The 13,958-nt window shown below is 38.4% G+C and carries 15 protein-coding genes and 1 pseudogene; 13 read left to right on the forward strand and 3 right to left on the reverse strand.

Going from position 1 to position 13,958, the window contains the following annotated elements; genetic code table 11:
* Positions 1–64: 64 nt before the first annotated feature.
* A pseudogene (locus HMPREF3108_RS03385) lies at positions 65–301 on the reverse strand (tyrosine-type recombinase/integrase); the annotation flags it as partial.
* Between the two features lies 1 nt (position 302).
* Between HMPREF3108_RS03385 and HMPREF3108_RS03390 the strand changes: the two are divergent.
* From HMPREF3108_RS03390 to HMPREF3108_RS03450, 13 genes are all read left to right on the forward strand, one after another.
* Complete coding sequence (locus HMPREF3108_RS03390) at positions 303–542, forward strand: hypothetical protein (protein ID WP_239683413.1); 240 nt, start codon at positions 303–305, stop codon at positions 540–542.
* Between the two features lie 486 nt (positions 543–1,028).
* On the forward strand, positions 1,029–1,685 hold the full coding sequence (locus tag HMPREF3108_RS03395; RefSeq protein WP_048778426.1) for a hypothetical protein: 657 nt from the start codon (positions 1,029–1,031) through the stop codon (positions 1,683–1,685).
* A complete protein-coding gene (locus HMPREF3108_RS03400) occupies positions 1,682–2,491 on the forward strand; it encodes an Nmad3 family putative nucleotide modification protein (protein WP_048778422.1) in 810 nt (269 codons plus the stop codon). Before HMPREF3108_RS03395 ends, HMPREF3108_RS03400 begins: the two co-directional genes overlap by 4 nt.
* A gap of 40 nt (positions 2,492–2,531) precedes the next feature.
* Positions 2,532–2,729, forward strand: a complete 198-nt coding sequence (locus HMPREF3108_RS03405; protein ID WP_048778419.1) for a hypothetical protein — start codon at positions 2,532–2,534, stop codon at positions 2,727–2,729.
* A 982-nt stretch (positions 2,730–3,711) separates the two neighbouring features.
* Positions 3,712–4,155, forward strand: a complete 444-nt coding sequence (locus HMPREF3108_RS03410) for a zinc-dependent MarR family transcriptional regulator (RefSeq protein WP_012130956.1) — start codon at positions 3,712–3,714, stop codon at positions 4,153–4,155.
* Entirely contained in the window at positions 4,152–4,862 is a 711-nt protein-coding gene (locus HMPREF3108_RS03415) for a metal ABC transporter ATP-binding protein (protein WP_012130955.1), read from the forward strand. Before HMPREF3108_RS03410 ends, HMPREF3108_RS03415 begins: the two co-directional genes overlap by 4 nt.
* A complete protein-coding gene (locus HMPREF3108_RS03420; protein WP_012130954.1) occupies positions 4,855–5,661 on the forward strand; it encodes a metal ABC transporter permease in 807 nt (268 codons plus the stop codon). The genes HMPREF3108_RS03415 and HMPREF3108_RS03420 overlap by 8 nt, the downstream gene beginning before the upstream one ends.
* Before the next feature lie 9 nt (positions 5,662–5,670).
* Positions 5,671–7,173 carry a zinc ABC transporter substrate-binding protein AdcA gene (locus HMPREF3108_RS03425; protein ID WP_048777274.1) on the forward strand — a complete coding sequence of 501 codons (1,503 nt, stop codon included), beginning with the start codon at positions 5,671–5,673 and terminating at the stop codon, positions 7,171–7,173.
* 148 nt (positions 7,174–7,321) lie between these two features.
* Positions 7,322–7,753, forward strand: coding sequence for a CopY/TcrY family copper transport repressor (locus HMPREF3108_RS03430; RefSeq protein WP_012130952.1), 432 nt, complete (start codon positions 7,322–7,324; stop codon positions 7,751–7,753).
* 7 nt (positions 7,754–7,760) lie between these two features.
* Entirely contained in the window at positions 7,761–10,022 is a 2,262-nt protein-coding gene (locus tag HMPREF3108_RS03435) for a heavy metal translocating P-type ATPase (RefSeq protein ID WP_080982541.1), read from the forward strand.
* 4 nt (positions 10,023–10,026) lie between these two features.
* Positions 10,027–10,236: a heavy-metal-associated domain-containing protein gene (locus tag HMPREF3108_RS03440; protein WP_045634171.1), complete on the forward strand. Its 210-nt coding sequence runs from the start codon at positions 10,027–10,029 to the stop codon at positions 10,234–10,236.
* A gap of 136 nt (positions 10,237–10,372) precedes the next feature.
* Complete coding sequence (locus tag HMPREF3108_RS03445; protein WP_045634170.1) at positions 10,373–10,984, forward strand: DUF6287 domain-containing protein; 612 nt, start codon at positions 10,373–10,375, stop codon at positions 10,982–10,984.
* 95 nt (positions 10,985–11,079) lie between these two features.
* Positions 11,080–11,625 carry a DUF6287 domain-containing protein gene (locus HMPREF3108_RS03450; protein WP_045634169.1) on the forward strand — a complete coding sequence of 182 codons (546 nt, stop codon included), beginning with the start codon at positions 11,080–11,082 and terminating at the stop codon, positions 11,623–11,625.
* A 25-nt stretch (positions 11,626–11,650) separates the two neighbouring features.
* Here the strand turns inward: HMPREF3108_RS03450 and HMPREF3108_RS03455 are convergent, their stop codons facing one another.
* Positions 11,651–12,499: a putative RNA methyltransferase gene (locus HMPREF3108_RS03455; RefSeq protein WP_061596804.1), complete on the reverse strand. Its 849-nt coding sequence runs from the start codon at positions 12,497–12,499 to the stop codon at positions 11,651–11,653.
* A gap of 87 nt (positions 12,500–12,586) precedes the next feature.
* Positions 12,587–13,843 carry a tyrosine--tRNA ligase gene (gene tyrS, locus HMPREF3108_RS03460; protein ID WP_008810069.1) on the reverse strand — a complete coding sequence of 419 codons (1,257 nt, stop codon included), beginning with the start codon at positions 13,841–13,843 and terminating at the stop codon, positions 12,587–12,589.
* Between the last annotated feature and the right edge of the window lie 115 nt (positions 13,844–13,958).

Below are 13,958 nucleotides of genomic sequence, written 5' to 3' on the forward strand. Positions count from 1 at the left end.
AGACAAGGTTTGTGGACCTTGTCTTTTTTTTATCTGTTTTTGTTGAGTTACCAATTTTTCCATTTTAAAATAAATTATCAAGTTTATTAGCCAATGTTTTCTGTTTGCTAGGGTACAAATGAGAATAAGTATTAATTGTTGTTGTAATAGATGCGTGTCCTAATCTTTCTTTGACAACAAGATAATCTTCTCCTTGATTTATAAGTAATGATGCATGACAGTGTCTCAAATCATGAATTCTTATTTTCTTTAAATCTTTATCCCTTTCTAGTATTTGCTTAAACTTCTTATCAATCATATCAATGATTTCAATAGCAAACTATCACTTTGGGGGGTCACCTAAGGTAGTTAAAAAGTGGAATGATTTTAGACAAAAGTCTTTAGAAGGTAATAAACAACTGGAACCTGAAGAATTACTGAATGCTGTTGAAGAAGTGATAAATGAGATGAGAAAGGACCTAGGGAGTAAGTCAACTAAGAAAGGTGAATTACTATCAATCTTTATAAACGATTCAGAGGATTTATTAGGAAAAAGAAAATAAAAGAATCTAAAACTTTATTAAATTAAGATATTTTGAGTAAAAAAATATAAACATTAAGTTCAAAATTTAGTATTCGGAAGTACGTGCTGATTCAACGCTGGCCACCAATATAGTGTTATAGACTAGGTTTCAGGACCTTGTTTTTTTCTCTAGAGGATATCTGTTGTTACTTTTGGAATAAAGCTTTTTTCTTCTAGTTCTATACTTCGTAGGAATTATTCATTTCCAGAGTTTTCCTATTAGTGATTACTATGAATCTATTTGTGTTAATTCACCATACCTGTTAAATAATAGTGCAACTTTTTCCCTTGTTATTCCTTGAGGTTATCCGAATGTTAAACTATCTTCAGCATGTATTTACAAAAGAGTATAATCCCTTTCATCAACAGAGCATTTTTGATATACTATATTTAATTAGAATACAAAAACTTTTGGAGAGAAGGAGGTAAAAGAGTGGACAAACAAACCATTTTTTACTGCTATAGAATGACTCATGATTATGGTATCAATCCTTGTGTCTTTACAAAAAATTATGATACAACTCCTCATCTTCTTACCGAAGGAGGATGTATGCTTCAGTTAAGAAGGAATATTAAAAAGAACTGGGCGGATAAAATAAACTCTAAGTCTGTAGATGCTTACATAATGGCTGTAGCAGGGCATTCAAATGATGGGAAAAAATGGAGAGATGATCAAGGAATGTTTATCACTCCAAAATATAATCATCTAATTTTTGTTGCTAAAATTAGTGAAATTTTAACAATGAAAGAATATTTACTTTCTCCAAAATCTAATAATAGAAGAGATGCTTATACTTATCAATGGATGATTGAAAAGAATGGATTAAACCAATCAAGTTTTATGAATGAAATAGTGATTCTTGCAGACCGTTTTAATTATTTTGGTAAGTCTCCACTTAAAATTCCTAAAGAAATTTTAGACTTTTTTCCGATGGGAGAACGAGCAAGAATGAATGGGAAACCATTCCCAAGATGGAATGCTAAAAATGGATTTTATAATTCGGAAGAGAGATTTACCGATGTGTTAGAATTAATGGAATTTGCTGAAACTATACTAGGTTCACAAAACAAAGTAATGGATTTGCCCTATCATCCATTCTTTATACGAGGAAAAGAATTGTGAAAATAATTTTATCAAGAAAGGGATTTGATTCATCCAATGGTTCCATCCCGAGTCCTATATTACCTGACGGGACGCTACTTTCATTGCCAATACCTGCCAAGTTTGATAGTATCTCTTTTGACGACTTAAACTATAACGGAGTATTATTTTCAGATATCTTAAGACAACTAAAAGGGAAAGAAGATAAAACAAATCATTATAATTGTCATCTTGATCCAGATATAAGAGGAAATCTTAGGAATACTCCTGTTTCTAACTGGAGAGCAGCATTTGGTCAAATTAAAAGCTCACAGGGATTATTAAGAAATCAAAATGTTTCTATTGGCGATCTTTTTCTATTTTTCGGATGGTTTAGACAAACCGAAGGAGATATTTACAACGGAACATTGCATTTTAAAAAAGATGCCCCGGATCTAAATATCATTTATGGTTATTTGCAAATTGGTAATATGATGAATGATAAAGAATCTCTGCAAAATATGTATCCATTTCATCCTCATTCTTGCGACCATATGAGTGATTTGCAATCAAATATGCTTTATATTCCAAGTGAAAACTTATCATTTTTACCTCAAGAAAAAGGATATGGAACTTTTAATTTTCACGATGACAGAGTATTAACAATGAATGGTAAATCAAGAAGTGTATGGAAAGAGATACCAGCGCTTATGCCTGAAAATATAAATGGGAATCATAAAAATTCTGCTAAAGATTGTGGTTTAAAATATTCTGGTATATGGCAAGAAAAAGTTTTGTTAGAAAATGAATTATCAAATTCTTGGGCTAAAGAGTTATTTTTGTTATAATAAAAAAAAAACACTTACCCTAATTAAAGGAGAAAATAAAATGATTACATTAACTGTTGAAAAAGATTGGACTGGGAAATACACGTTTATAGTTTCGAATGGATTTGATAGTCAAAGTTTGACACCAGGAACATTTGTTTCAGATTTTCAAATCGACCAAGCTAAACAAAACATTAAGTATGCCGGAAGTATTGATGATGGTATTAGAGTAGTAAAAAATGCTTTAGGAATTTTCTAAAAGAAAAATATTAGAGTCATTTATACAAAAATTAGACCTAATTTATGTCTAGTTTGTTAATATTCTATATACCTCAAATAATCGTACAAGTGTCTTGAATACCATTGGATGAATATAACCTGTTGGGACATATCGTCTATTCTCTGATGATTCTCTTAGAACGATAAGGTATGGAGTGTTACCAAAAAGTTACTAAAATTTGAAAAATGAGTCTATTTTGCAAGATTCAAAAGTCCTAAAAACCTATTAAATCAAGGTTATAAGATTTAAAAAATGTATTCATAGAACTCAAAATCCAGTGTCCTCACGGACGTGCCGGTTCGACCCCGGCCGCCGGTATAGCTTAAGTTTACTGAAGAGACAAGGTTTGTGGACCTTGTCTTTTTTTATTTTGATCTTTTTAACTTTGCATTCTTTTAAATAACTTATACTTTAAAACTTATTTATTTAATCTGTAAATTTTTTATTATTTGGATATATGTGCGAGTGGAAAATTGTAGTTCCATTTATAGAGGCGTGATTTTTTCAAGATAATTATTTGTTTCTTGATTTAATATTAGTGTATCGTTTGTATCCATGAGATTATTATTTCTTTTTTTAAGAATCATTAGACGTTGTTAGTATTTGAAAGAGAAGAATGAGTTAGTAGAAAGATGCTAGATTCTGAAAAAGGTCTTTTTTTTTGAAAAAAACAAATGTTCTAAAAGTTATTAAATCAACCTGCTGCTACTTAGCAAGAATAGGACTTAACATACATTGTCCTGACGGACGTGCCGGTTCGACCCCAGTCGCCGGTATAGCTTAAGTTTATTCGAGTTTCTAGCTCTTTTTATTGTGTTTACTTTGTTGATTTTAAAGTAAATGATTCGGTTTGTATTAATTTTTTGATTCTAGTTTAACTTTTTATTTGCTTCTTTTTTTAATTGTGTTATAATTAACCAGTGAAACATTAACTGGTTAAGTAAAAAGAGGGAGGGAAATCATGTCACAGTTAGCTCATAAGATTGATTCTTTTTTAAATGAGATTATTTTGAAGGCTGAGAACCAACATGAGATTCTAGTTGGTTCATGTACGAGTAATGTTGCTTTAACGAATACACAAGAACATATTTTGATGTTGTTAGCTGAAGAGATGTTGACCAACTCTGATTTAGCTAAAAAATTAAATGTAAGTCAGGCCGCTGTAACCAAGGCTGTTAAGTCTTTAATCAATCAAGGGATGTTGGAGACTTTCAAAGATAAGAAGGATGCTAGAGTAACTTTTTATCGCTTAACTGAATTAGCACAGCCAATTGCTGATGAACATGAGCATCATCACGCTCATACCTTGGAAACTTATCAAAGTTTACTGGATAGATTTTCTCAAGATGAACAGCAAGCGATTGAAAAATTTTTGGAGGCCTTAGTGGGAGAAATTGGGAAATGAGATATATAACAGTGGAAAATTTATCTTTCTACTATGATAAAGAACCTGTTTTGGAGCATATTCATTATTTTTTGGATAGTGGAGAGTTTGTTACGCTGACGGGGGAGAATGGAGCTGCTAAGACTACTCTGATCAAAGCTAGTCTAGGTATTTTGCAGCCTAAGCATGGTGAGGTTAAGATTTCTAAGATAAATACTCAAGGAAAGAAATTACGTATTGCTTATCTACCTCAGCAGATAGCTAGTTTTAATGCTGGTTTTCCTAGTACGGTATATGAATTTGTCAAGTCAGGTCGTTATCCGCGTAAAGGTTGGTTTCGTCGTTTGAATGAGCATGATGAAGAACATATCAAGGCAAGTCTTGAATCTGTAGGGATGTGGGAACATAGGGACAAGCGGATTGGCTCTCTTTCTGGCGGGCAAAAGCAGAGAGCTGTGATTGCTCGGATGTTTGCTTCGGATCCGGATATTTTTGTCCTAGATGAGCCGACAACAGGGATGGATGCAGGCAGTAAGGATGAATTTTACAAGCTCATGCACCATAGTGCTCATAAGCATGGAAAAGCAGTTCTGATGATTACGCACGATCCGGAAGAAGTCAAAAAGTATGCCGACCGTAATATTCATCTGGTTCGTAATCAGGACTCGCCTTGGCGCTGTTTCAATGTGCATGAAAGCGACAATGGACAGGAGGTGAGCCATGCTTAATCTATTTTCCTATGATTTTATGCAACGAGCCTTTTTGGCAGTTATTGCCATGAGTCTCTTCTCGCCGATTCTGGGGACTTTCCTGATTTTACGTCGGCAGAGTCTCATGAGTGATACGCTTAGCCACGTTTCACTAGCAGGTGTTGCTTTTGGCTTGGTTCTTGGTTTGTCACCAACTTTGACAACGGTGATTGTGGTCATGATAGCGGCAGTATTTTTAGAGTACTTGCGGACTATTTATAAGAATTTTATGGAAATCGGGACGGCCATTCTCATGTCTACTGGCTTAGCTATTTCTCTGATTGTTATGAGTAAGGGTAAGAGTTCTAGCTCGATGAGTCTGGATCAGTATCTATTTGGCTCAATTGTGACGATTAGTACGGAGCAGGTGATTTCTCTCTTTGTCATTGCTGCTGTGGTGCTCATCTTAACCTTCCTCTTCATTCGGCCTATGTACATCTTGACCTTTGATGAGGATACGGCTTTCGTGGATGGGCTACCGGTACGGACCATGTCTATTCTCTTTAATATTGTGACGGGTGTTGCGATTGCTCTTATGATTCCGGCTGCGGGAGCCTTGCTGGTTTCGACCATTATGGTCTTGCCGGCCAGTATTGCTCTGCGGATTGGGAAAAACTTTAAATCGGTTATTTTGCTAGCAAATATCATCGGTTTCTTTGGTATGATTGCTGGCCTGTATATTTCTTACTATGCAGAGACGCCGGCAAGCGCTAGTATTACAATTATTTTCGTTAGTCTGTTTTTAGTGGTCAATTTGATCAAAAAATTTGTGAAATAGGAGAAAAAAATGAAGAAAATTAGCTTACTATTAGTTGGTTTACTGAGTGTATTCTTGGTGGCTTGTTCCAATCAGAAAAAAGCGGATGGCAAGTTGAACATTGTCACGACTTTTTATCCTGTTTATGAGTTTACTAAGCAGGTGGCTGGAGATGAAGCCAACGTTGATCTTCTAATCGGTGCTGGAACAGAGCCACATGATTATGAGCCTTCTGCAAAGGCAGTTGCGACGATTCAGGACGCGGATGCTTTTGTTTATGAAAATGAAAATATGGAGACTTGGGTTCCAGATTTGCTAAAAACATTGAAAAATAAGAAGGAAACAGTAATCAAAGCTACTGGAAAAATGCTCTTACTTCCTGGAGGAGAAGAGGAAGAAGACCATGAACATGGCGAAGAGGGACACCATCATGACTATGATCCCCATGTTTGGCTGTCTCCAAAGCGGGCCATTCAAATGGTGGAACATATCCGAGATAGCTTGAGCAAAGCTTATCCTGAAAAGAAGGCTGCTTTTGAGAAAAATGCTGCAGCTTATATCAAGAAGATGGAAGCCTTGGATAAGGAATACGAAGCTGGCTTGGCTAACGCCAAACAAAAGAGCTTTGTTACTCAACACGCTGCCTTTAACTATCTGGCATTGGACTATGGCTTGAAGCAGGTGCCAATTTCTGGACTTTCACCAGACAGTGAGCCATCGGCTTCTCGTTTGGCTGAATTGACTGAGTACATCAAGAAAAATAAAATCAAGTATATCTACTTTGAAGAAAATGCTTCTCAGGCATTGGCTTCCACTTTGGCTAAGGAAACAGGGGTAGAGCTTGATGTCTTGAATCCATTGGAAAGCTTGACTGAAGAACAGACCAAGGATGGGGCAGACTATATTTCAATCATGCAGGCTAATCTAAAAGCTCTTAAGAAAACGACAGACCAAGAGGGGGCAGAGATTGCGGCTGAGAAAGAAGAAGATACTAAGACTGTTCAAAACGGCTACTTTGAAGATAGTGCCGTCAAGGATCGGACCTTGTCTGACTATGCTGGCGAGTGGCAGTCTGTTTACCCTTATCTGAAAGATGGGACCTTGGATCAAGTCTTTGACTACAAGGCTAAGCTGACTGGGAAAATGACAGCAGCTGAATACAAGGACTACTATGATAAAGGCTACAAGACAGATGTTTCCAATATCAATATCACAGACAAAACTATGGAATTTGTGGTAAATGGAAAATCCAAGAAATATACTTATAAATACGTTGGTAAGCACACTCTGACATACTCAAAGGGAAATCGTGGGGTTCGCTTTATGTTTGAAGCGACTGATGCAGATGCTGGGCAGTACAAGTATGTTCAGTTTAGCGATCATAATATTGCACCGACCAAGGCAGCTCATTTCCATATCTTCTATGGTGGCGAAAGTCAGGAAGCACTCTTTAATGAGTTGGAAAATTGGCCAACCTACTATCCAAGTAAATTGACTGGTCAAGAAATTGCCCAAGAAATGCTGGCGCACTAATATGAACAAGCTTGAGAAGACGGGGTTATCCCGCCTTCTTTTTTGTATTTCAGAAAGTGTTGATAAAAATACTTGACAAATCACGATTACAAATGTAAACTAATAAAGTATTGAATTACAAATGTAAATAATAAGGAAGTGTTAAACAATGGAACAGCAAAATATTAGCCAAGCAGAATGGCAAGTCATGCGTGTGTTGTGGGCTTATCCTCATAGTCGAAGTACAGAGATTGTGGCTCGTTTGGAAGCTGATTTTTCATGGAAGCCTGCTACGATCAAAACACTTTTGAATCGTCTGAAGACCAAAGAATTTATTGCCATGGAAAAAATAGAGGGTAAGTTTTACTATGATGCTCGGATTTTAGAAGCGGATCATCTGGAAAGTACTTTGCAGGCTCTCTTTGACAATATCTGTAACACCAAGCATGGAGAGCTGTTAATTTCAATGATTGAGAGAAGTCAGTTTAGTCAAGGGGATTTGCAGTTGCTTAGTCAGGCCATTGATAAGAAAAGGGCTTCAGCTCCGTTAGAAATAGAATGTCACTGCCCGCAAGGTCAGTGTCGCTGTGGTCGTAGATGAGGAAATTGTGATGGAAAAAAAAGAATACAAGCTATCAGGTATGACCTGTGCATCTTGTGCTATGACAGTTGAGATGGCGGTCAAAGATTTAGAGACTGTCGAAGATGTTAATGTTAACCTAGCAACAGAACGTCTCAGTTTAGTCCCTAAGGAGGGGTTTGACAGCCAGCAAGTGTTGGATGCGGTAGCTGAGGCTGGTTATCAGGCAGAAGAAAAAGGAAAAGATAGACCGTCCGATGTGAACGAAGAGGCTGCAATTAAAGCGCAGGAATTGCGAAAAAAGAAACAAGAACTACTGATTCTTTTGCTTACGACACTGCCCTTACTTTATATTTCTATGGGCAGTATGGTCGGTCTTCCTTTGCCCAGCTTCTTAGACCATATGGCGCATCCCTTGGTCTTCGTTCTGTCACAACTGGTTTTGACTTTGCCTGCTGTGTGGATTGGTCGTGGCTTTTATCAGAGAGGTTTTCGTAATCTTATTAAGAAACATCCTAATATGGATAGTTTGATTGCTGTGGGGACTAGTGCAGCATTTTTCTGCAGTCTCTACTCTGTCAGTCAGGTTTTTCTAGGCCATCATCCCTTTGTTCATCAGCTTTATTTTGAGTCTGTTGCAGTGATTATTACCTTGATTCTTTTGGGTAAATATCTGGAAAGTTCAGCTAAGGGGAGAACGTCTCAGGCGATTCAATCGCTGCTTGAGCTAGTACCTAGTCAGGCGACAGTGATTCGTTATGGTGAGGCTGTGACCATTGATACAGAGGATATCCGAGTTGGAGACATTATCCGTATCAAGCCAGGGGAGCGTATGCCAGTAGATGGCCTTGTGACAGACGGGCAGACCTTTGTGGATGAGTCCATGATGACCGGAGAAAGCGTCCCGATTGAAAAGAAAGTCGGCGACATTATTACCAGTGCAACGATCAATCAAAATGGTAGTATTGACTATCAAGCAACTAGGGTGGGTTCGGATACGACTTTAGCCCAGATTGTTAGATTAGTGGAGGAAGCACAGGGGTCTAAGGCGCCGATAGCGGCTTTGGCCGATAAAATTTCGCTTTATTTTGTTCCAATCGTGCTGAGCTTGGCTACTTTATCCGCTCTTGGCTGGTATTTTCTGGCTGGTGAGAGTCTTAGCTTTTCTCTGTCAATCTTTATCGCAGTTTTGGTCATTGCCTGTCCTTGTGCGCTGGGGTTAGCTACTCCGACAGCCATCATGGTTGGGACTGGTAAAGGAGCTGAAAATGGAATTCTGATTAAGTCTGGACAAGCTTTGGAAGCAGCTTATCAACTGGATACTATTGTTCTTGATAAGACGGGAACGATAACGGTTGGTAAGCCTAGTCTGACAGATCTGCTGCCCTTGGGTGATTTGAATCGGCCCGACTTGTTGCGACTAATAGCCAGTGCTGAGCAGCATTCTGAGCATCCCTTGGCTCAGGCTATCTTGGAAGCAGCTGAAAAGGAGGGGCTTGATTTGCTGCCTGTCAGTCAATTTGAGGCTATGGTTGGACGAGGCTTGTCAGCTCAGGTTGAGGACAAGCAGCTTCTAATCGGAAATGAAAGGTTGATGAAAGAAAAGAATATTGACAGCAGTGCCTTTCAAGAACAGTTGTTAGAGCTTTCCCAAGAAGGTAAGACAGCCATGTTTGTCGCAATAGATGGACAGCTAGCTGGTATTTTAGCGGTAGCAGATGAGATGAAGTCCAGCAGTCTAAAGGCGGTGCAGGAGCTCCAGTCTATGGGACTAGAAGTTATCATGCTGACAGGGGATCGTGAGGAAACAGCGAAAGCTATTGCCCAAAAAGCTGGCATCCCAAAAGTGATCGCAGGTGTATTGCCAGATGGTAAGGCCACTGCTATCAAGGACTTGCAGGAAGCTGATAAAAAACTGGCCATGGTCGGAGACGGTATCAATGACGCACCAGCTCTGGTCCAGGCAGATGTGGGAATTGCCATCGGTTCAGGCGCCGATGTGGCTATTGAGTCAGCAGATGTAGTGCTTATGCATAGTGATTTGCAGGATGTAGTCAAGGCTATCAAGCTCAGTCAGGCGACCATTCGCAATATCAAGGAAAATCTTTTCTGGGCCTTTGCCTACAACACACTAGGCATCCCGATTGCTATGGGGCTACTACATCTTTTCGGCGGTCCCTTGCTCAATCCTATGCTGGCTGGTCTAGCCATGAGCTTGAGCTCAGTGTCGGTTGTCGTCAATGCTCTGCGTCTAGGACGCTTTAAAATGAAGAAATATACGGAGGAATGAATCTATGAAACAAACAGTCCAATTAGAAAACTTATCTTGTCAAAATTGTGTCAAACACGTCACCCAGCATTTCCTATCTATGGTGGGAGTGTCAGATGTGGTTGTGGACTTAGAAAAACAGACAGCTCAAGTGACAACGGATAAACTTTATAGTGTATCTGATTATGAAGCAGCTTTAGCTAAAACGATTTATAAGGTATTATCAGTTGATTAATGCTTAATTTAAGATAAGATCTCACTTCCTTTTGAACCTGTTTGGTCTTTCATTGTAATATTTTGTAAAACATCTTGACTTAATGTTACAATTCTATTACAATGAAATAAAGAACCAGTTAAGGGGAGGAAATTATATGAGTAAGAAGCTACTTATTGGCTTAATCACAGCATTGTTTATCGTTATAGCAGTCGTGTTTATTTATTTTAAATTTTTCACCATTTCTGAAAATAAAACTTCCTCAACAACTTCACAGTCCAGAATTAGCACAAGTCAGTCTAGCCAAAGCTCAACCAAGAAGGAATCAAGTGAGGATTCTAGTAGCGTAACGACTAATTCGACCTCAGAGAAACCTTCAAATGAAACTGGAAAACCGAGTGACCAAGCAGAAGGTAAGGAGCAAATAAGGGCTCGTTCAACTGTATTTGATTTTAATGCGATGACTCATGGGAATTTTACAAGCGTAAAAGGGACATGGAAGAATGCTGAAGGTCAGACAATTACCTTTGATGAGAAGGGTATAGTGGCTGATGAAACTAGCATTTCTTCTTTCAACTATGATGCTGCAGGCAATTTGATCGTAAATGTTCAAACGGGATTAACGGGTTATTCAATCTGGTTTGTGATGAAGGGAAATGCCATTGTACCAGAAGGAGATGCTTCTGATACAAATCGTGATAGAATTTTTGCAGGCCAAGGAATGCCAGAAGATATCGCAAGTGCAGCTTACTATCGGGTTGATCAATAAGGGCGGTTGCTAAATCAATAGAAAAAAGATACAATAAGTCCTATACTAGAAAATAGAAAAGGGCTTATTTTTTAAGCCTGACAATGAGGAAAAATATGAAAAAAAGAATATTGTTAATGACTATTTTAATAGCTTTAGGAGGAGGACTAGTCTTGTCAGGATGTTCTGGAAAAGGAGAAACAAAAGAGAGCTCAGCTTCTTCAAGTCAAATGGCATCTTCGAAGAGTTCAGCAACTTCGGCCAGCTCTGAATCCAGTAAGACTTCAGAAAGTTCTACAAGCCCTAGTCAGGAAGCGGATAAAAAAATGAACATTAGTGAATTGGCTGATGGAAATTTTGCAAGCATTCAAGGCACATGGCAAAATGATAAAGGGGAACAACTTGTATTTGATGAAAACGGTCTAGTTTCAGCTGAATATGAATTTGGTGGTGCTTCCTTAACCGACTACGGAACAGCAGCTGGCGGTGTATATGGTGGCCAAACAGGAGGTTTCTTGCTAGAATTTATTCCAAGTGGTGTCAAGCTTGCTGATACAGAAAACTTTAAAGATAGCTCTGATATTAGTCGTGACCGCCTTTGGACTGGGGTTGGTATCCAGTCCTTTGGTGAACAAGGTAGTTTTTACTATCGTATTAAATAAGAGAAGATTTTAAAAAGACAAGCATTTAAAGCTTGCCTTTTTTGCTTTTTCCAATCAGAATGGTAGCAGAAATGGTAATTTCTGTGAGATCAGACCAATCAATTTCTTCCTGTTTAATATGAAAGAGGAGGGGGGTCATGCCAATGAGAGCTTCCTTTTGGATTTCATTGATTGGATAGGTGACAGTAACCTCTTTCTGTTCAAGAATTTCAAATGAGGTCTCAAAATGGTCTAGTATATCTTGGTTGGAATAATCTTGCTTTTGCAGCTGCCCGGCAACCTTTTTGCGGATTTCCTGAACATGTTGACTGGTAGGAATGACCTTGATCAGGAGTCCTTGTTTAGTCAATACACGTTGGAATTCCTGGTAGTTTGCAGGAGAAAAAATATCTAAAATAAGATCAATACTATGATTCTTGATAGGAAGTTTTGCCAAATCTCCCACAAACCAATTGATAGAAAGGCTAGTATCAGTTTTGCTGGCTAGCTGGATGGAGTCTTTGGAAATATCAAAAGCATAGAAATCTTTGTCTGGGAATACTTTTTGCAATTTCAGACTATAGTATCCTTGGCCACAACCAACATCTAAAATAGTTTGGGTATCGGGTGATTGTTGCAAAAAAAATTCAATTTCCTGTAAAATATGTTGGTAAAAGCCGGCCTCTAAGATGATTTGGCGCTGAATAAAGTTGTCTTTATCATAGTCTTTTGATTGTCTTATCTGGGGTGCTAAGTTTACGTAACCGTATTTTGCAATGTCAAAAGAATGTCTGTTTGTGCAGACTAGGCTATGGTCCTGAAATTTGAGTGCTTCCTTACATAGAGGACAAGCAAAAGTTGAGGCTCTAACAAATCGAGCGATTTTTGGTTTCATGAGTCGTTTCTTTCTGTGAAAATAGAAGATCTTGTTGAAGAAGATATGGAAAAGGAAACCCGTATGTCTTTCGAGTTTCCTTTAGGTTTAATAAGTCAAGACAAAGTATTTTTTCTTACCACGGCGGATGACGGTCAATTCATTTTCTAATTTGTCTGCATCGCTCAGAGTATAGTCAAGGTCTTGGATGCGGTCTCCATTGACGTAGATAGCTCCGTTTTGGACATCTTCACGCGCCTGACGTTTGGAATTAACAACTCCAGCAGTAACAAGTAAATCAACAATGTTGAGATTGTCTTCTGCTTGGACTTGATAATTTGGAACACCACGGAGTCCTTGTTTCAGCTCTTTAACAGAAAGGTTCTTAATATTTCCTGCAAATAGCTGTTCTGTAATATTTAAGGCTTCTTGGTAAGCTTTTTCGCCATGAACTAGAGTGACCACTTCACGTGCTAAGATTTTCTGAGCCAAACGTTCATGTGGTGCTGCCTCAAACTGCTTGCGGATCTCCTCAATCTCATCTAAGCTTAGGAAGGTGAAAATTTTAAGGAAGCGAACAGCATCATCGTCCATGACATTCATCCAGAATTGGTACATCTCATATGGGCTAGTCTTGTCAGCGTTCAGCCAAACAGCATTTCCTTCTGATTTACCAAATTTCTTACCGCTAGCATCGGTGATAAGAGGAACAGTAATGACATGTCCAGTCTTGTCAGCTTTACGACGCAAGAGTTCTGTTCCAGCAGTCATATTTCCCCACTGATCAGAACCACCAATTTGCAGAGTAACATTGTGTTTTTGATTTAAGATGAAAAAGTCGTATCCTTGCATGATTTGGTAGGCAAATTCAGTATATGAAATCCCTGTTTCAATCCGTTTTTTAACAGATTCTTTACTCATCATGTAGTTGACTGTGAAGTATTTTCCAACGTCACGTAGGAAATCGATAAAACTGATATCTGAAAACCAGTCGTAGTTATTAACCATTTCAGCTTTGTTCTGGCCGTTTTCAAAGTCAAGCAAGCCTGCAAGCTGCCCTTGGATGCTTTTAACCCAGCCTTCTACGGTTTCTTTGGTTTGTAAACTACGTTCAGCATCCTTAAAAGATGGGTCGCCAATAAGACCAGTTGCTCCTCCAACTAAGGCGTAAGGTTTGTGTCCAGCCAACTGTAGGCGACGGCTTGTTAAGATGGCTACAAGGTGACCAAGGTGCAGGCTGTCTGCTGTTGGGTCATATCCAGTATAATAAGAGACTTGACCTTCTTCTAGTTCTTGGCGCAGGGCTTCTTCATCAGTAGTTTGAAAAATCAACCCACGTTCTTTGAGCTCATCAAAAATGTGCATGTCTGTCTCTCCTTTTCAAAGTTTTAAATTCATTCTCCCATTGTATCACAAACCAGGAAAAGAGTGTAATAAAATTGCAAAAAAACTAGTAAAAAATCTCCCCGAGCTCTTGTAA

Origin of the sequence: Streptococcus sp. HMSC10A01 (genome assembly GCF_001807785.1) — a bacterium.
GTDB classification, from domain to species: Bacteria; Bacillota; Bacilli; order Lactobacillales; family Streptococcaceae; genus Streptococcus; species Streptococcus gordonii.